Raw genomic sequence first — 16,036 nt, 5'->3', positions numbered from 1 at the left:
TCATCACCATCATGAGCCGGACGGCGAAACGCCGTCCGGTCACGTCGACCATGATCCGGTCTGCGGCATGGTGGTCGATCCCGCCAGGACCGCTCACAAGGCTGAGTATGAAGGCGAGCGCTACGTCTTCTGCTCGGCCGGCTGCAAGGCGAAGTTCGACGCCGACCCCGTGCATTATGCGGCACTGGCAGCGCATGCCGCACATCACCATGAGGGTGCTGCCGCCCATGGCGATCATTCCCACCATAGCCACACGCATGGTCCTGACCGCTAAAGGTGCTACGCTTAATGGAACCAAGCTGTTCGGCGACAGCGGCTTGAAAGGCGGTGCGATCCGCGGGGGGACATCTTCTTTGACTGCGGCTCGATTTATGTGGATGCGTCGCCCGAGCCGTGATTGGTATCGTGCGGATGCGCCGGCGTCGCTCTCCATGAAACTTTTGAAGTCACTCAATGCCTGCCGAACCTGATGCCTCAGTTATGGGTGTCCATGGCTCTCAGTTCGGTGAGAAAGACTGTTCCAACCTCCACCGCTCGCTTGGCCGCGTCAGGGTCGACGTCCACGCCGTGCGAGGCTTCGTTCATGATACGTGACGTGACCCCCTGAAACTCCTCCACGAATAGCTAGAGTCCGCCCCTCGAAAGGACGGACAGAATGAAGCGATCACGGTTTACGGAAGAGCAGATCATCGGGATCCTGCGCGAGCAGGAGGCCGGTGTTCCGGTGGCGGACCTGTGCAGGAAGCACGGGCTGAGCTCGCCGACCTTCTACAAATGGAAGGCCAAGTATGGCGGCATGGACGTGTCGGAGGCCCGGCGGCTGAAGGCGCTGGAAGAGGAGAACGCCAAGCTGAAGCGGATGCTGGCGGACTCGATGCTGGACAACGTCGCGCTGAAGGATCTGCTGGGAAAAAAGTGGTGACGCCCGCTGCGCATCGAGCGGCGGCGGCGCACCTGCAGTCGGCTTACGGGATGAGCGAACGGCGGGCCTGCCGGGTGCTGGGCGTGGACCGGACGAGCGTGCGCTATCAGGCGACGCGACCGGACGACGGCACCCTGCGCGATCGGCTGAAGGCCCTGGCCCAGGAGCGTCGGCGGTTCGGCTATCGACGCCCGAGCGTGGGGGCTTTTCTCGCTACAAACTCAATGCAACCTCTTGCGGGCAGTAGCGTGAGACATCGCGCTTGAACGATCCCGAGAGTGCTCCGGAGTGCGGAACGTTTCGATCAGAACCGCCTCGCGCACAACGAGCCGCAGGAGGCGAATATGACAGACAGCAGGTTTCTGACGCCGGAGGAAGTGGTGGACCGCTATCGCGGCGGTGTGTCGCTTGGCACCCTACGAAACTGGCGAACGAAGCGTATTGGCCCCTCGTTCATCAAGATCGGAAAGGCCGTCCTCTACCCGGTGGAGGAGCTTGAGGATTTGGACAAAAGGAATAGAGTGCCTTGCAGTGCCTCTGAGCGACTCAGCGAGCCTGCGGGTGATCAGGCGTGATGATCACGATCGGTCACCTTGGACCGCCCCCAATAAGCGGCTCCACTTGCATCCACGGGGCGCTTTTTACGAGCAATATCAATTGGTTACAGCGGCCATTAGGGTGGTGCACAACCACCCTTCCGGCGATCCGACCCCGTCCCAGGCGGACATCGTCGTCACCCGCCAGATCATCGACGCTGCGAAACTGTTCGGCATCCAGGTCCACGACCATCTGGTCCTGGGGCGTCAGGGGACGGCGAGCTTCAAGCAACTCGGCCTGTTCTGAGGCCGTCATGACCCTTCACCCCATCGTCGCCGCCCTGGGCGGCGACCTCTACCAGAGCGGGCTGCGCGCCAATGTGCCCGCGCCGGGCCACAGCCAGGCCGATCGATCGGTCTCGCTCCTCCTTTCCCAGGGTCGGGTCATCATCCACGGGTTCGGCGCGGCGGACTGGAGGGCCATCCGCGACCACCTGCGTAGTTCGGGTTTCATCGACGATACCGGGCGTCTCACGGGGGCGGGGCGCGCCCCGGTGTCGGCCCCGGCGCCGGACCGCCGGCGGCGCATCGAGACCGCCTCTCGTCTGTGGCATGACGCTCGACCGTTAAGCCCCTCCGATCCCGCGTCCCTCTACCTGCGACGCCGCGCCGTCCACGGCGGCGATGGGGCGCTCGACCTGCGCTTCCATCCCGCCGTCCCCGTCTCCATCTACCGGCCCGGCGGGCGTACGCGACCGGCCCTCGTCGCGCGAATCGTCGCGGCGGACGGGGGCCTGACGGCCGTCGAGGTGACCTATCTCGAGCCGAACGGCCTGGGCGTCGTCGGCCTCGCCGTGCCGCGCAAGACGGTGGGGGTCGTGCCGCCTAGCGCGGCGGTTCGCCTGTCGCCGGCGGCCGAGGAGATGCTGGTCGGCGAAGGGGTGGTCACCACCCTGTCCGCCATCGACCGCTTCCGCCTTCCCGGCTGGGCCCTGATGTCGGCGAACAATCTCGCGGCCTGGACCCCGCCCCCGGACGTCCGTCGCGTGCTGGTCGCCGCAGACCGGGGCATGGTCGGCGAGGACGCCGCCGCCCGCCTTAGCCATCGCCTCAGGACGCTGGGAATCCAGGTTCGGGTCTGGTGCCCCAACCCGCCGTTTGAGGACTGGAACGCGATCGCCCGCGGCGTCGCGAAAGGAGGAGCGAGGGCGCTCGGGGGCGCCGGAGCGGCGGGGATGGGCCCCGTCGCCCTGCGGAGATGATCCCATGACCGACCTCGCTCCCGTTATCACCCCTGTCGTTGTCGTCGAGCGCGACCGACGCACAGTCCGTCTCGGCGATCTGGGCATCGCCCGGGAAAACCTTCGTCACGACGAGCCGCCTGACGACGACATCCCCACGCTCGCCGCGACGATGCGGGCCGCCGGCCAGCTTCAGCCCCTGACCGTCCGCCCGGGTCGCGGCAGGAAGGAAGAGCCGTGGATGGCGCTCGACGGGCGCCGGCGCCGGCTCGCGCTCGGCCTCCTCCTCGAGGCCGGCGAGATCGGCGACGACCATCCCGTCGATGTCTTCGTCGAGACCGACCCGGCCCGTCAGGCCGCGGCGGTGCTTCTCACCAACACTGCGGTTCCCGTCCATGTCGCCGACATCATCGCGGCGATCGGCCGGATGCTGAAGTCGAAGCTGACGGTCGCGGTGATCGCCAGGGCGTTGGGCTATGCCGAGATCGAGATCAAGCGTCTGGCGGCGCTCGCCGGCCTGCCGTCCGCAGCGCTCGTCGCCCTGAAGAGCGGCCGCATGAGCCTGAAGCAGGCGCGGCTGCTGGCGCGGTTGCCGGACAAGGCCGAGCAGGAGGAACTCGCCGAGGCGGCCTTGGACGGTCACGGCTTCCAGGACTGGCGCGTTCTCGAGCGGCTCGACGACGCTCGCGTCACCGCCCGCGACCGCCGTTGCGCCCTCGTCCATCCGACCACCTACGGCGAGGCCGGGGGCCGCACCGAGACCGATCTCTTCGGCGAACTCGTCCCCGTCCTGCTCGACCCTGACATCCTGACCGATCTCTGGCTGAGGCGCGCCCGTGGCATCGCAGCCGTGTTCGAGGCGGAAGGCGTCGCCGTCCACGTCACCGCTGGCCCGGAGCCGGACCTGCCCGAGGACCTGGAGGCGCTCGGCTATGTCTATGGCGGATCCCTCCCGGCCGAGGAGATGGCGCGATATCGCGCCCAGCGCGAGGTCTTCAACGATCGTGTCGAGGCTGCGCGCCTGGCCTTGGCCGACCCGGCCCGACCGGACATCGCCGATCTCGCCATCATGGACATGATCCGCGCGCGGATCGCCTCCGACCAGACCGGCTGCGGCGGCCGCGTCGTGACGACGATGGTGATGTGGCCGGCGGCGGACACGGGCGTGGAGGTGCGCTGCTACACGCCGGAGGAGCCCGAGACCGACGACGATGAGAGAGGCGGGGGCGATCCGGTCCCGCGTGCGGCCGCCCCGCCGGCCTACATCTCGCCCGAGGTCGAGGCGCCCGAACCTGAGACCGAAGGGGTCAACCACGCCCTCCATGCGGCGCGCACCGACGTCGCCACGCGAGGCCTGATCCGGGCCCTGGCCGATGATCCGTCCGCCGCCCTGACGGCGCTGATCTCGCGCCTGTTCACGGTGATCGTCCTGCGCAGCCGCGTGGCCCGGTCGGAGTCGGCCCTGGCGATCGTGGCCACGGGGTTCAACCCTTCGGCCGGGAGGGTCATCGAGGCCCTCGACGGCGACGTCCGCCAGCGCCTCGACGATCGTCGCGCCGACTGGCAGGCCTCGGGCGAGACCGTGATCGCCTGGATCCATGGGCTGCCGCATGGCGAAAAGATGGGACTGCTGGCCGAACTCACCGCCGTCAGCCTCGACGTCCGGGAGGAGAAGACTTTCCAGATCCGCCGGGCAGCCCGGGCCGAGGCGGCGGAACTCGCCGCGCTGTGCGATGCGGACATCAGCCTGCACTGGACGCCCGATGCGCCCTTCCTGCAGTCCCATTCCAAGGGCTTCCTGCTGGGCATGCTCGAGACCATGGGCTCCGAGGACGAGCGCGCCCGGACCCTGAAGAAGACGGAACTGGTCGATTGGGTGGTCGAACAGGCGGCCACGCGGACCTGGGCCCCCGCGAGCCTGTCCTGGCGGTCCTCCGTCGATGATGGAGGCGCGGTCGCGGAGGATAGTCAGGGGGCGGAGGACGGTCCTTCCGATGCGCTGAACGACGAGGCCGATGACGATGACGATGGCGTCGGCGCCTTCGCCGTCACCGCCGCTGGCGAAGCCGCGCTCGACCCCGCCGCAGCCTAAACCTTCGCACACGACGAACGCGCCGCCTCGACCTCGGTCGGGGCGGCGTTGTCGTGCGGACCCGGAAAGGCGGGGGAAGGGCGGGGCGAGGCGAGCCTGGAGGACCGTGAGGGAGGCGCCCTCCGCTCCAGGTGATCCGGATGCCCGCCATGCCTGCCGCCTCGACCACCCCGTCCCTGTTCGCCACGCCTTCGCGGTCCGACCGATCGGCCAATGTCCTCGCCGCGGCGCGGGCGCTCGCCATCGCCCTTGCGCGGTCCCGGCCGCTCGACCGGCGTCTCGTCGCCGATGTCATGACCACCGCATTCGGCGCGTCGGACGCGGACGGGGCCTGGACCTGGCGCGACGCCTACGACGCCATCGAGGCCGGGACCGTGATGCAGATCCGGCGCCTGGCCCCCCAGGTCGCGAGGCTGGAAGACGCACCGGCCGAGATCGCCGCCCTCCTTGCCGGCGTATCCGCACTGGGCCTCACCCACAGCCGTCGCAGCGAGGAACAGGTCGCGCTGGACCAGTTCTCGACCCCGCCGCCGCTCGCGGCCATGGCGGTCCTGGCCGCCCAGGTGCGGCCCGGCGACCGTGTGCTGGAGCCCTCGGCGGGCACAGGGCTGCTCGCGGTGTTGGCCGAGGTCTGCGGAGGCGCACTGACCTTGAACGAGAGGGCGCCGGGCCGCGCCGGCCTCCTCGACGGCCTGTTCCCCCAGGCCGCGCGGACGCGGCATGATGGTCGCCACCTCGCCGACGTGCTGCCCGAGGCCGGCCGGTTCGACGTGGTTCTCGTCAACCCACCCTTCTCCGACCTGGAGGCTCACCTCGTCACCGGTCTCAAGGCTCTGGCGGACGGGGGGAGGATGGCGGCCATCGTGCCCCTGACGGCCCTGGCGGACACGGTGATGCGCCGCGCGCTCGAGGCGCATGGCGCCGTCGTCGGGGCGATCGCCTTTCCGGGCCGCGCCTTCGCCAAACATGGCACATCCGTCGAAACCGGATTGTTGGTCGTTGATCGCACGCCGGTGCGGACCTGGGATGGGCTCTTGCACCAGCCGGACGACTGGGACGCGATGACGGGCCTGATCCGCGGCCTGTCTCCGCGCGCCTCAGCCAGGCCGCGCGTCCGGATCGAGCTCGCCGCGACCTCCCTCCTCACGCCCAGGGACCGTGGCCTGGCTCTGCCCTCCGGCCGGCTTGGCTTCCTCGCGGGCGCGGCGCCGCTCGCCTATGCGGTCAAGGCGTGGAGCGGGGAGGGCCGCGACGTCGGCCTCTACCAGGCCCACGCCCTGGCGCGGATCGACCTGCCGGACCCGAGGCCGCATCCGTCCCCTCTGGTGGAGTCCGGGCCAATGGCCTCGGTCGCGCCCCCGGCGCCGACCTATCGTCCGGTCTTGCCGCCGGCGATGCGGGTCGAGGCTCGCCTCTCGGACGCCCAGACAGAGAGCGTCATCTACGCCGGCGAGGCCCACGGCGGGCATCTGCCTGGGCGATTCCGCCCGGCCGAGGCGCCGCACGAGGTCGTGCTCGTCCGGGACGATGCGGAGGACGCGATCCGGTTTCGCCGCGGCTTCTTCCTCGGCGACGGAACGGGCTGCGGCAAGGGCCGCCAGATCGCGGCCGTCATCGCCGACAACATGGGCCAGGGCCGCATGCGGGCCGTCTGGCTGTCGCGGAACGACGCCCTTCTAGAGGACGCTCGCCGCGACTGGGGCGCGATCGGCGGCGGGGCCCATGACATCGTGCCGCTTTCGAGCTGGAAACAGGGCGACGGGATCCGGCTGGATCGCGGGATCCTGTTCACGACCTATGCGACCCTTCGCCAGCCCGCGCGGGCCGCGCGCCCGTCGCGTCTGGACCAGATCGTCGCCTGGCTAGGGGAGGACTTTGACGGCGTCATCGCGTTCGACGAGGCGCACGCCATGGCCAACGCCGCCGGGGGTGGCAAGGGCGCGCGTGGGGCGAAGAAGGCTTCGCTGCAGGGCATGGCGGGTCTCGCCCTGCAGAACCGTCTGCCGAACGCCCGGATCCTCTACGTCTCGGCGACCGGGGCCACCACGGCCGAGAACCTCGCCTATGCGGGGCGTCTCGGCCTGTGGGGCGGGCCGGAGGCGCCGTTCATGACCCGCGCCGACTTCCTCGACGCCATGGACCGAGGCGGTGTCGCGGCGATGGAATTGGTGGCGCGCGAGCTCAAGGCGCTCGGCCTCTATGTGGCGCGATCGCTTTCGTTCGAGGGCGTCGAATACGAGCCGCTCGCCCATCCGCTGACGCCCGACGACATCGCCATCTGGGACGCCTGGGCCGACGCGTTCCAAGTCATCCACGCCAACCTGGCCGAGGCGCTGAAGGCCACCGGTTTGAATGACCCGGAGGGCAAGCCCAGGAGCGGACAGGCGGCCTCCGCCGTCCATTCCGCCTTCGAGGGCGCCAAGTTGCGCTTCTTCGGCCATCTCCTCGCCGGGCTGAAGGCCCCCAGCCTGATCGCCTCCATCCGTGACGACCTCGCTGCCAACCGCTCGGCCGTGGTCCAGATCGTCTCGACCAATGAGGCGGTGATGGAACGCCGGCTCTCCTCCATCCCGCCCGAAGAGTGGAACAATCTGTCGATCGACCTGACCCCCCGCGAATACGTCCTCGACTATCTGCGCGAGGCCTTCCCGATCCATCTGATGGAAGCGATTGAGGACGACAGGGGCGGGGTCACCATGGTCCCGGTCATGGTCGACGGACGACCGGCCGTCAGCCGGGAAGCCGTCGAACGCCGACAGGTCCTTATCACGCGTATGGCCTGCCTGCCCGCGGTGCCCGGCGTGCTCGACGCCCTCCTGGAAGCCTTCGGCACGGACGCCGTCGCCGAGATCACCGGCCGCTCGCGCCGGGTGGTGGTGCGGGACGGCCGACGCGTGGTGGAACGGCGCGGCGCCTCCGCCGCCCGCGCCGAGACGGACGCCTTCATGTCCGGACGCAAGCGGGTGCTGATCTTCTCGGACGCGGGCGGGACGGGCCGCAGCTACCATGCCGACCTGTCGGCGGAGAACCGCCAGCGTCGCGTCCACTACCTGGTCGAGCCCGGCTGGCGGGCGGACGCCGCCATCCAGGGGCTGGGCCGCAGCCACCGGACCCACCAGGCCTCGGCGCCCCTGTTTCGGCCCGTGACCACCGACATCCAGGGCGAAAAGCGTTTCACCTCCACGATCGCCCGGCGCCTCGATTCCCTGGGCGCGTTGACGCGCGGAGAGCGCCGGACCGCCGGGGCTGGTCTTTTCCGGGCCGAGGACAACCTCGAAAGCCCCTGGGCGCGCCGCGCCCTGCTGGTCTTCTACGGAGCTCTGGCCTTCGGCGAGCTGTCGTCCATGACGCTGGAGACCTTTATGGCCAAGACGAGCCTGAAGCTCCTGGACGAGGACGGCGGCCTCAAACCTTCCGACGACCTGCCTCCCATCCACACCTTCCTGAACCGGCTGCTGGCCCTGCGCATCGCCGATCAAAACGCCCTCTTCGACGATTTCGACCGCATCCTCTCCGGCATCCTGGAGCGAGCGGCCGCCTCGGGGGACCTGGATCGCGGCCTGGAGGACATCGAGGCCGAGGAGCTGGAAGTCGTCGATCAGGAGAGGATCCGCACCGATGTCGCCACCGGCGCCGAGACGGCCCTGGTCACCTTCGCACTGAAGGTGCGGCGCGAGATCCTCAACGCCGACGACGCCCTGAACCTGGCGGGTGACATCGCTCACCGGCTGGTGGTCAACGAGAGGTCGGGCCGGGCGGCGATAGCCGAGCTCGGCCTGACGACGGCCACGGACGACGATCGCCTGGTCACGGCAGTGCGGCTCATTCGTCCCGACGACCGCCAGACCCTGGCCGAGAAGGCCTTCGAGGAGTCGTCCTGGAAGCCTGCGATCGTCGAGGACTGGCGGCGGGCGTGGGACGAGGAGGTCGCCGGTACGGACCCGTGGCGTCGGCGCGAGCTGACCCTGGCGACCGGCCTGCTTCTGCCAATCTGGGGCCGGCTGCCAGCCAGGGGCTGTTCCGTTCGTCGCGTCCGCGCGCCCGATGGGCGGCGCTGGCTCGGCCGTGTCCTCAACGCCGTCCAGGCCCGCGCTCTGAAGGCCGCTCTCGGCCTGACGGACGTGAGCGAAGCCTGGGCCGACGGCTCGACGACCGGGGCAGCAGTGCTCGACCGAGGCGTCCAGCTCTCGCTGGAAGGCGGCCTCTGGCTAAAGCGGGCTCGCGTCATGGACCGCTGGCGCCTGGAGATCGTCGGGGCGCGCGCCGATCGCGACGCCCTGGTCTCGTTGGGCTGCTTCGTCGAAATCATCGCCTTCACGCCGCGAGTGTTCGTGCCCGTAGATCGGCCGCGGGTGGTCGAGGCGGTGCTCCGGCGTCACCCCGTGCAGACCATGCTCGACGGCGCCGCAGCCTGAGCGCCGGCCTGAGCTAGCCTTCGGCGTCTCGCAGGGGCTGTCGGCGACGCACGGTCTTCATCAGGTCTTCGTTCAACTTGGGCGGATCCCAGGCGCGGCCGCCCGGGATCGTGGCCAGGGCTTCGGGGAAACGCATGTAGGTGAAGACCCTGTCGACGATCTCGATCATCAGGGCCTTCATTTCCGGATCGGAAATCCGGCTGAGCTCGGCCCATGGAATCTCGCCGTCCGGCGTGATGACCACGACGTCGCTGAAGTCGCCCGTGCGCGAGACCGGAAACCGTCCGGCGTGGAGCGTCTCGAGTTCGGTGTTCCGGACGCAGATCTCCACGATCGCCTTGGACATCCGCGCCAGGTCGCGCGCGTCCTTGGCCGACAAAGGCTCCCGATCCATGCCGTCCCTCCTGGGTCGATCCCAAAGCGTCAGTCTAGCACGGGGGGGCTTGGCACGGGCATCACCTGACAGAGCAGACCGTCCGGGCGGAGGCCCGAACCGGAAAGTAACGGAGGAAGGGAGGCCATGGGTGAAGCGGGATGAGGGAGATCGGCTCCCCGGCGCTTCGGATCGACAGGAGACTGACATGCAATCCATGATGTTCACCGGGCGTCTCGCAGCGGATCCCCAGATCAGCGACGACTTCGGCAAGGCCGTGTTCCGGCTGCTCGAGAAGCGTGGCGTCGACGCAGCCGGCAAGGACCGGCTGGTCGGGGTCAACTGCGTCAGCTGGTCCAAGGGTCTGAACGAGAAGGTCATCGCTCGCGGACTGGCCCAGGGCTGCGAGGCCGTGGTCATCGGCGCCTTCATCGACACCACCTACACGGCCCGGGACGGCAAGGAGCGGGCGGCCAAGGAGTTGGTGATCAACCGGCTGACCGTCCTCGACTGGGCCGAAGGCCGCGACGCCTCGGTCGGCTCGCCCGACCGCGCCGCCGCCTGATCCTTTCAACCCCCTACATTCAACAGGAGACTGACCATGCAGACCCTCGTCATCGAAGGCTATCTGGCCGCCGACCCCTCCATCCTCTCCGCCCAGGGCTCGGGCAAGAAGCGCGCGAGCTTCCGCGTGCTGGAGACCACCCGCTTCCGGCGCGGCGACGGCACGCCGGGCGAACGCACCACCGGCTTCAACTGCGTCTGCTTCAACGAAGCGACCGCCGAACGCTACATCGAGCAGTACGCCAGGAAGGGCAGCCGGGTCGTGATCCAGGGCCATGTCGAGAACGACACCTGGACCGGCAAGGACGGGGTCGAACACTACGACCTTCGCCTGATCGTCGGCGACATTCGCCTCAAGAATCGGCGGGAGCGCGACGGCGAGGACGACGCGGCGGAAAGCCGCCAGGTCCAGGAACCGGCCGGCGGCTACGATTTGAACGACGACATCCCGTTCTGATCGGAGCGGCTCCCTCCCTGAACGGCCCGGCGCGCAAGCGTCGGGCCGTTCTTCGTCTGCCGGAGAAAAAGGAAGGGTGGGAGGGGCGAGCCGATCGGGCTCGTCGCATCGGGAGTCCCCCCAATGACCGCCTCCGCCTGGACCCAGGACCGTATCGAACGCTTGAAGATCCTTTGGAGAGAAGGAAAGACCGCCGAGTACATTGCTCACGAGCTTGCGCACGGCATCAGTCGAAGCGCCGTGCTGGGCAAGGTCTATCGCATGGGCCTGTCGGCCGGACGCGCCGCCGCGCCGCCGACGATGAAACCGCAGCCCGCCCGGGCTTTGACCTCCCGCGCTCCGACCCTGCCGGCCCCTTCGCCACAGGAGGGCCCGGCCGATGATTGTCCGGAGCCCCCGGAGACCGGCCGGGCGTCCCTCCTGACCGTCCGCCGCCACGACTGTCGCTGGCCTCTGGGAGATCCGGGCTCTCGCAGCTTCAGTCTCTGCGGACGGCCCGCCGTCCGCGGGGCCTATTGCGCGCCGCACGCCCAGATCGCGTATCGGCCTGCGCTTGAGACGACCCGCAGCCTTGAGCGGCTGGCGGGTCTGGTCTGACTGCCGTCCTGGCCATGTGGCCGCTGCAATCCACGTCTACACAAGCCCGAACGGCGGCCTCGACGAGGTCGCCGTTTGTCATTTGTCCGGCCGACCCCATCAAGCCGCCCGCTTTTCGGCCCCGGCCGCACAAGGTACATCATGGCGTCCCCCTCCGCTGAACTGAAGGTCGCCCGCCAGATCCTGGGCTGGGATGCGCTGACGATGGCGCGCGCACTACGTCTGGTCGGCACGCCGGAGAAGCTGGAGGCGCGCATCCAGGACATGGAGGCCGGAAAGCGCGACATCAGCGGGCCGGTCAAGGTCGCGATCGAGGCCTTCCTCAGCGGCTGGCGGCCGGCCGGATGGGTAGAGCCCGTTTAGGACAAGCAGACCGGCGGACGGTCTGCGGCGCTAGGCTGACGGACATGCCGATGTCGTAGGCATCGAGGAAGCTGATTGCGTTCCGGTCGACCGGGCAGCGTCGTCGGCTCGCCGACGTCGACGGGCAGGAAGATCGATGTCCATTCGTCCGCATCGGCGCGACGGCGCCGAGTTGTGTCGTCGTCGCGAAGAGCGACGACGACTTGCCCCCACACAACGCCCTCCGATCTTGTCACAGCACCCCGGAAGTCAACGGCTTCGCCTTATTCCCTCCACGGAGGGCAAGCGGCCCTCCGCTCCGGTGACTGCCGGGGACCCCACTGTGGCCAAGACCGGGGTCGTTGCGCATGGGGCGCACGGCATTCTCAAGGAATGTTCCAATGACCTTCTACAACCATCCCTTCATCGCCTCCGCTGCACAGAAGTCCGACTCCGCCTTCGACGACCTGACCGCGTCCCTGGGTGAGGATCGTCCGCACCCGACGGAGGATGCCCTGGTCCTGCTCGGGCGAGCGCTCATGACCGAGTTGGTGGATGTGATCTCTGACACCGCGCTGGAAGACTATCAGACCATTCTGGGGGAGGCGTTGATCGGAGCCTTCCACTCGGCGGCCGGACGGATCGAACGCGATGCGGATCGGGCGCGCGACACGATGAGAACGCTCGACCGACACTTCGACGGATCGGAGGCGGCCGACACCGAGCTTCAGGAAGCGACGGCGAAGGCCAAGGCGGGCGATGCCGCGACGCAGGCCTGCGAACTGATCCGGGACGCAGCCTCCGAAACCTGGACAGTCGCGACCGGCGAGGTCTGGACGGCCTGGCGGGGTTCGCGCCGCGGCACCCATCTGACGGCGGCGCAGCTCGAGGCCAAACAGGCGATCCGGGCGATCCGCAACCGGAAGTCCGGAGAGGCCGATCCAGGCGGTCCGGTGATCGCCTTCCGGGGCGCGCCGACGGCCGACACGGCGGAGGATGCGGGGCGGATCTTCGACGCTCTCAACTGGGCGAAGCAGGAGTGGCCCGACATGGCCCTGGCGACGACTGGGGCGAAGGGGTCCGAGAAATTGGCGATCAGATGGGCCCAGCAGAAGGGGGTGAAACTCATCCTGGCTCGGGCGGATTTCGATGCGCACGGCAAGGCGGCTCCCTTCCGGGCGAACGAAGAGCTGATCGCGCTCGAGCCGGAAGTTTGCCTGACCCTGGTCCATTCGGTGGCGGGGATGCGGGAGGATCAGCGGCCGTTCGGACCGGCGCTCAACCTCGGGCAGAAGGCGATGGAGAACGGGCTGCGACACGTCTCCATCAAGGCGCGTGCAGCCTGACAGATCCGGACTGAGATCAACGACCCGCTCGGCTTCGGCCGGGCGGATTTTTGTTTGTCATCCGGTGGCGTCCGACTTCCGGAGCGGTCTCGACGAGAACATCCCGGCGCAGGAGCGAACCAAGCGGTTTCTATTGATCGGGCATGTCGAGAGATGATCGGAATGTATGACAATCTGCAAAAGAGGTCGGAGGGCAAGATAAAAGCATGTTTTGGGCTGCGCTGTTTTCTTCTATTCTGTCCGATAGTTAGAAACGCCGTGATCCGTGATTGGCGACTTGTCCTGAGTTGTCGTATTCCCAGGCCTCGGCGCCGGTGCAGGAGGACTGCGAATGCTGATCCGGGACGCGATCGAGGGGCGGGTCTCAGCCCGTTCCGAGCGGACCGTCGACGCGGTGCACGTCGGCCTTCCCCTTTCCCTCAAGACCGAGCGGATGGATGTCAAAAGCGGCATGCTCAAGCGTCTGGCGAGTTCGAGGGCCTTTACGCTGGGAAACCGGTCAGGGGTGCTCAAGGCGGCTCAGAACCGGTCAGGTCGCGCCTTTCGTCTGGACGTTCGCCAGAAGGTCATCGTCAAGGCGCTGGTCTCGCGGCACATGGGCAAGGGCGCCGATCGGGCAGCCGCGCTCGCCAAGCATGTGGCCTACCTCGGGCGAGCGGGCGCCGGGGCGGAAGGCTCGCGGCCGGAGTTTTTCGACCCTAGTCTCGATGGCGTTCAACCCGGTTTTGAAACGGAAGGGTGGAGCCAGGACCGGCATCATTTCCGGTTCATCATCTCGCCGGAACATGGCGATCGGCTCGACATGAAATCCTATGTCCGCGAGGTCATGGGCCGGGTCTCGGCGGACCTCGGAGAGCCGAACCTGAAATGGGTGGCGACCTGCCATTTCGACACCGATCAACCCCACGCCCATGTGCTCGTTCGGGGTCGTCGCGAGGATGGACGAGACCTCGTCATTCCGCGCGACTACATTGGCTATGGATTCCGCGCGCGGGCCCAGGAGGTGGCCCAGGAGCGCCTAGGGGACCTCTCTCGGGTCGAGGCCGAACGACGCATCTGGAAGGAGACGGAGGCGGACCGCTTCACCGGTTTCGACCGGCGGCTGATCGCTGAGACGGACAAGATGGGGATGGTCGATGACGGGGTCGGATCGACCGATGCCTGGGCGGCTCTGACACGGGGGCGGCTGAGACATCTGGAACGGCTTGGGCTCGCGACGCGGTCCGGGCGGCGGTATCGGCTCGACGGCGAGATGGAGACGAAACTGCGGACCCTTCAGGTTCGGCGCGACATCATCCGCACCCTCAATCAGCGGCGGCTGGAGGGCGCTAGGGATGTACGGGTTCTAGGGAAGGACAGGGTACGGGGCGTGGTCGTGAAGACCGGGTTTCATGATGAGGCAGGTGCTTCGCCCTGGGCGGTGGTGCGCGACGGGGACGGAGTCGAGCATTACGCGAGACTTCGAACGGGGCACGCTGGGGTTCGTCCAGATCAGAGCGTGACTCTGCTTCCATCGACGTACGGCGTCGCGCAGCTTGTCGCAGGCAAGGGGGCGGACCTGAGCCGCGGGAGTTAGATCCCCTGCAGGTCGGCCTGCCCGAACTGATCGAGGCTGGGCGGGCGATGGTGTCGGATCAGGCATGTGGGTTTGTGGTGGTACTGCGGCTACTGACTCTGGCTGACTTCTGCCTGCAGGAGGGCCAAAGCATCCACTTCGAGCGCTCGTGCGATCTGTTCAATAACCTTCAGTGTGGGATTGCGTCTGCCGCGTTCCAACTCACCAACGTAGCTGTAGGACAGACCAACATCGTGAGCGAGCGCTTCTAAGGTAATCCCTTTAGACACCCGCCGCTTACGCACGTTTCGTCCAAATATAACGGCTAACCCCATCGGGTTAACACAACCAGCCAGGAGGCCAAGGCCAGTTACTATAGTAACCAGACGCTCTTTGATTTACCTTTTAGCCGAATGCTTCAAAGGTTTGGCGCCCTGCCGATGGCCTAGCTTTCAAACAGAGTGGCAACGTCTATGTCCAAGCCTCTTGCCAAGGCCTCTACGACATCGAGAGTTGGGTTTCGAAGTCCCCGCTCGATCTCTCCGACATAACTGTAGGAAAGCTCGCTCTGGTGGGCCAGAATCTCGATGGTCATCCGTTTGGCTTTCCGGCTGCGGCGGACATTCAGCCCAAATTTCTCCCGCAGCTCCATCGCCACAGGCGGCTGTAAATCGGCAAACTCTGCCAGTCACTATAGTAACCATTCAACCCATCCGATAGGATTCAGCCGCAGGCCATTTGATTTGTTGTGGGGCGGAGGTAGCCGTGTCGGATGTGAAGCCCGTCGGAGTGTCCACTAGTTCAGGCTCGCGCCGCCACACTCGGCTTGAGGGGTTTTACCGCCGCTACTCACCTTGGCTTGTCGCGCGACTTCGTCGCCGGTTCGGCGCGGACACTGAGGATCTGGTCCAGGAAATCTGGCTACGAGTGGCAGCGATCGAGGCGGATATGGACATCCGTCACCCCCGGGCATTCCTGTTGAAGGTCGCCTTTAACATCGGTCTCAGCGGGGATCGTCAGCATCGGCGGCGGCGGCAGATACTCGACAGCGCCGCTCCGTTGGGAACAATGGCCCTGGAGCCGACCCAGAACGCGGCGGTGCAGATTCAGGAAATCGTGCTCGCCTTGCCACAACCTCTCCGGGATCGGATCGTTGTCGGTGAGATGCGAGACGGAGCGGCGGCGCTCGAGACGCTTAAGAGCTGGAACACGGGCCATCCCGGTGGCCTGTCGACCATTCACGCCAACTCGGCCGACGATGTCCTGCGTCGCATGGAGGACCTAATCGCCGAGGTTTCGTCGCGCACGCCGCGCCGGGCGATCGCCCAGGCGGTCGATCGAATTGTCCACGTCCGGCGGACCACCGCCGGACGGCAGGTCGAAGCCGTGCTCGGGGTCGAGCCCTTGGGTGACGAGGGCTACGCGATTAGCGTCTTGGCCTGATCTTGGTCGAACCAGAAACGACGGACTTTGACCCAAAGCGGCTGATCGCGACGTACGAAATGCGGCCGTAGCTGCCCGATGATCGAGCAACAAGCCTCTTGCTGCAGTGCCTAGCTTCAGCTTGGCAGCCATAAGAGCACTTGAATATTTCTA

At 67.5% G+C, this 16,036-nt stretch carries 17 protein-coding genes and 1 pseudogene; 15 read left to right on the top strand and 3 right to left on the bottom strand.

Annotated features, from left to right (window positions below):
* The 8 genes and pseudogenes from DI624_RS08735 to DI624_RS08700 form a co-directional block, all read left to right on the top strand.
* Positions 1-274: YHS domain-containing protein (locus DI624_RS08735; RefSeq protein ID WP_291537383.1), on the top strand; the 274-nt coding region annotated here is incomplete at its 5' end.
* Positions 228-470, top strand: a complete 243-nt coding sequence (locus DI624_RS08730) for a hypothetical protein (protein WP_291537386.1) — start codon at positions 228-230, stop codon at positions 468-470. The genes DI624_RS08735 and DI624_RS08730, both read left to right, overlap by 47 nt.
* A gap of 185 nt (positions 471-655) precedes the next feature.
* A pseudogene (locus DI624_RS08725) lies at positions 656-1,113 on the top strand (transposase); the annotation flags it as partial.
* Between the two features lie 153 nt (positions 1,114-1,266).
* Positions 1,267-1,497, top strand: a complete 231-nt coding sequence (locus DI624_RS08720) for a helix-turn-helix domain-containing protein (RefSeq protein ID WP_291537382.1) — start codon at positions 1,267-1,269, stop codon at positions 1,495-1,497.
* A complete protein-coding gene (locus DI624_RS08715) occupies positions 1,454-1,765 on the top strand; it encodes a JAB domain-containing protein (RefSeq protein ID WP_367142103.1) in 312 nt (103 codons plus the stop codon). Before DI624_RS08720 ends, DI624_RS08715 begins: the two co-directional genes overlap by 44 nt.
* Before the next feature lie 7 nt (positions 1,766-1,772).
* Positions 1,773-2,720, top strand: coding sequence for a toprim domain-containing protein (locus DI624_RS08710; protein ID WP_291537380.1), 948 nt, complete (start codon positions 1,773-1,775; stop codon positions 2,718-2,720).
* A 4-nt stretch (positions 2,721-2,724) separates the two neighbouring features.
* Positions 2,725-4,791 (top strand): ParB N-terminal domain-containing protein, encoded by a 2,067-nt coding sequence (locus tag DI624_RS08705; RefSeq protein WP_291537379.1) that lies wholly within the window; start codon positions 2,725-2,727, stop codon positions 4,789-4,791.
* 140 nt (positions 4,792-4,931) lie between these two features.
* On the top strand, positions 4,932-9,206 hold the full coding sequence (locus tag DI624_RS08700) for a strawberry notch-like NTP hydrolase domain-containing protein (protein ID WP_291537378.1): 4,275 nt from the start codon (positions 4,932-4,934) through the stop codon (positions 9,204-9,206).
* Between the two features lie 13 nt (positions 9,207-9,219).
* Here the strand turns inward: DI624_RS08700 and DI624_RS08695 are convergent, their stop codons facing one another.
* The gene (locus DI624_RS08695; RefSeq protein ID WP_291537377.1) at positions 9,220-9,600 is read right to left on the bottom strand and encodes a hypothetical protein; all 381 of its coding nucleotides are present in this window, start codon (positions 9,598-9,600) and stop codon (positions 9,220-9,222) included.
* A 187-nt stretch (positions 9,601-9,787) separates the two neighbouring features.
* Between DI624_RS08695 and DI624_RS08690 the strand changes: the two genes are divergently transcribed.
* From DI624_RS08690 to DI624_RS08665, 6 genes are all read left to right on the top strand, one after another.
* Positions 9,788-10,144: a hypothetical protein gene (locus tag DI624_RS08690; RefSeq protein ID WP_066629722.1), complete on the top strand. Its 357-nt coding sequence runs from the start codon at positions 9,788-9,790 to the stop codon at positions 10,142-10,144.
* Between the two features lie 36 nt (positions 10,145-10,180).
* Entirely contained in the window at positions 10,181-10,600 is a 420-nt protein-coding gene (locus DI624_RS08685; RefSeq protein WP_291537376.1) for a single-stranded DNA-binding protein, read from the top strand.
* A gap of 123 nt (positions 10,601-10,723) precedes the next feature.
* The gene (locus tag DI624_RS08680; protein ID WP_291537375.1) at positions 10,724-11,197 is read left to right on the top strand and encodes a GcrA family cell cycle regulator; all 474 of its coding nucleotides are present in this window, start codon (positions 10,724-10,726) and stop codon (positions 11,195-11,197) included.
* 141 nt (positions 11,198-11,338) lie between these two features.
* Positions 11,339-11,560, top strand: a complete 222-nt coding sequence (locus DI624_RS08675) for a hypothetical protein (protein ID WP_291537374.1) — start codon at positions 11,339-11,341, stop codon at positions 11,558-11,560.
* A 380-nt stretch (positions 11,561-11,940) separates the two neighbouring features.
* Entirely contained in the window at positions 11,941-12,885 is a 945-nt protein-coding gene (locus DI624_RS08670) for a DUF2493 domain-containing protein (protein ID WP_291537373.1), read from the top strand.
* A gap of 331 nt (positions 12,886-13,216) precedes the next feature.
* A complete protein-coding gene (locus tag DI624_RS08665; protein WP_291537372.1) occupies positions 13,217-14,461 on the top strand; it encodes a DUF3363 domain-containing protein in 1,245 nt (414 codons plus the stop codon).
* Between the two features lie 89 nt (positions 14,462-14,550).
* On the opposite strand, the gene DI624_RS08660 is transcribed toward DI624_RS08665, so the two are convergent.
* Positions 14,551-14,775 (bottom strand): helix-turn-helix transcriptional regulator, encoded by a 225-nt coding sequence (locus DI624_RS08660; protein WP_291537371.1) that lies wholly within the window; start codon positions 14,773-14,775, stop codon positions 14,551-14,553.
* Between the two features lie 110 nt (positions 14,776-14,885).
* Positions 14,886-15,092 (bottom strand): helix-turn-helix transcriptional regulator, encoded by a 207-nt coding sequence (locus DI624_RS08655; RefSeq protein WP_291537385.1) that lies wholly within the window; start codon positions 15,090-15,092, stop codon positions 14,886-14,888.
* Between the two features lie 113 nt (positions 15,093-15,205).
* Here DI624_RS08655 and DI624_RS08650 point away from each other — a divergent pair, with 113 nt between their 5' ends.
* Positions 15,206-15,883, top strand: coding sequence for an ATPase, T2SS/T4P/T4SS family (locus DI624_RS08650; protein WP_367142102.1), 678 nt, complete (start codon positions 15,206-15,208; stop codon positions 15,881-15,883).
* Positions 15,884-16,036 lie beyond the last annotated feature (153 nt).

The organism is Brevundimonas sp., from assembly GCF_003248455.1.
In the GTDB taxonomy this organism is placed as follows: domain Bacteria; phylum Pseudomonadota; class Alphaproteobacteria; order Caulobacterales; family Caulobacteraceae; genus Brevundimonas.
This window is presented reverse-complemented; position numbering and strand designations above follow the sequence as displayed.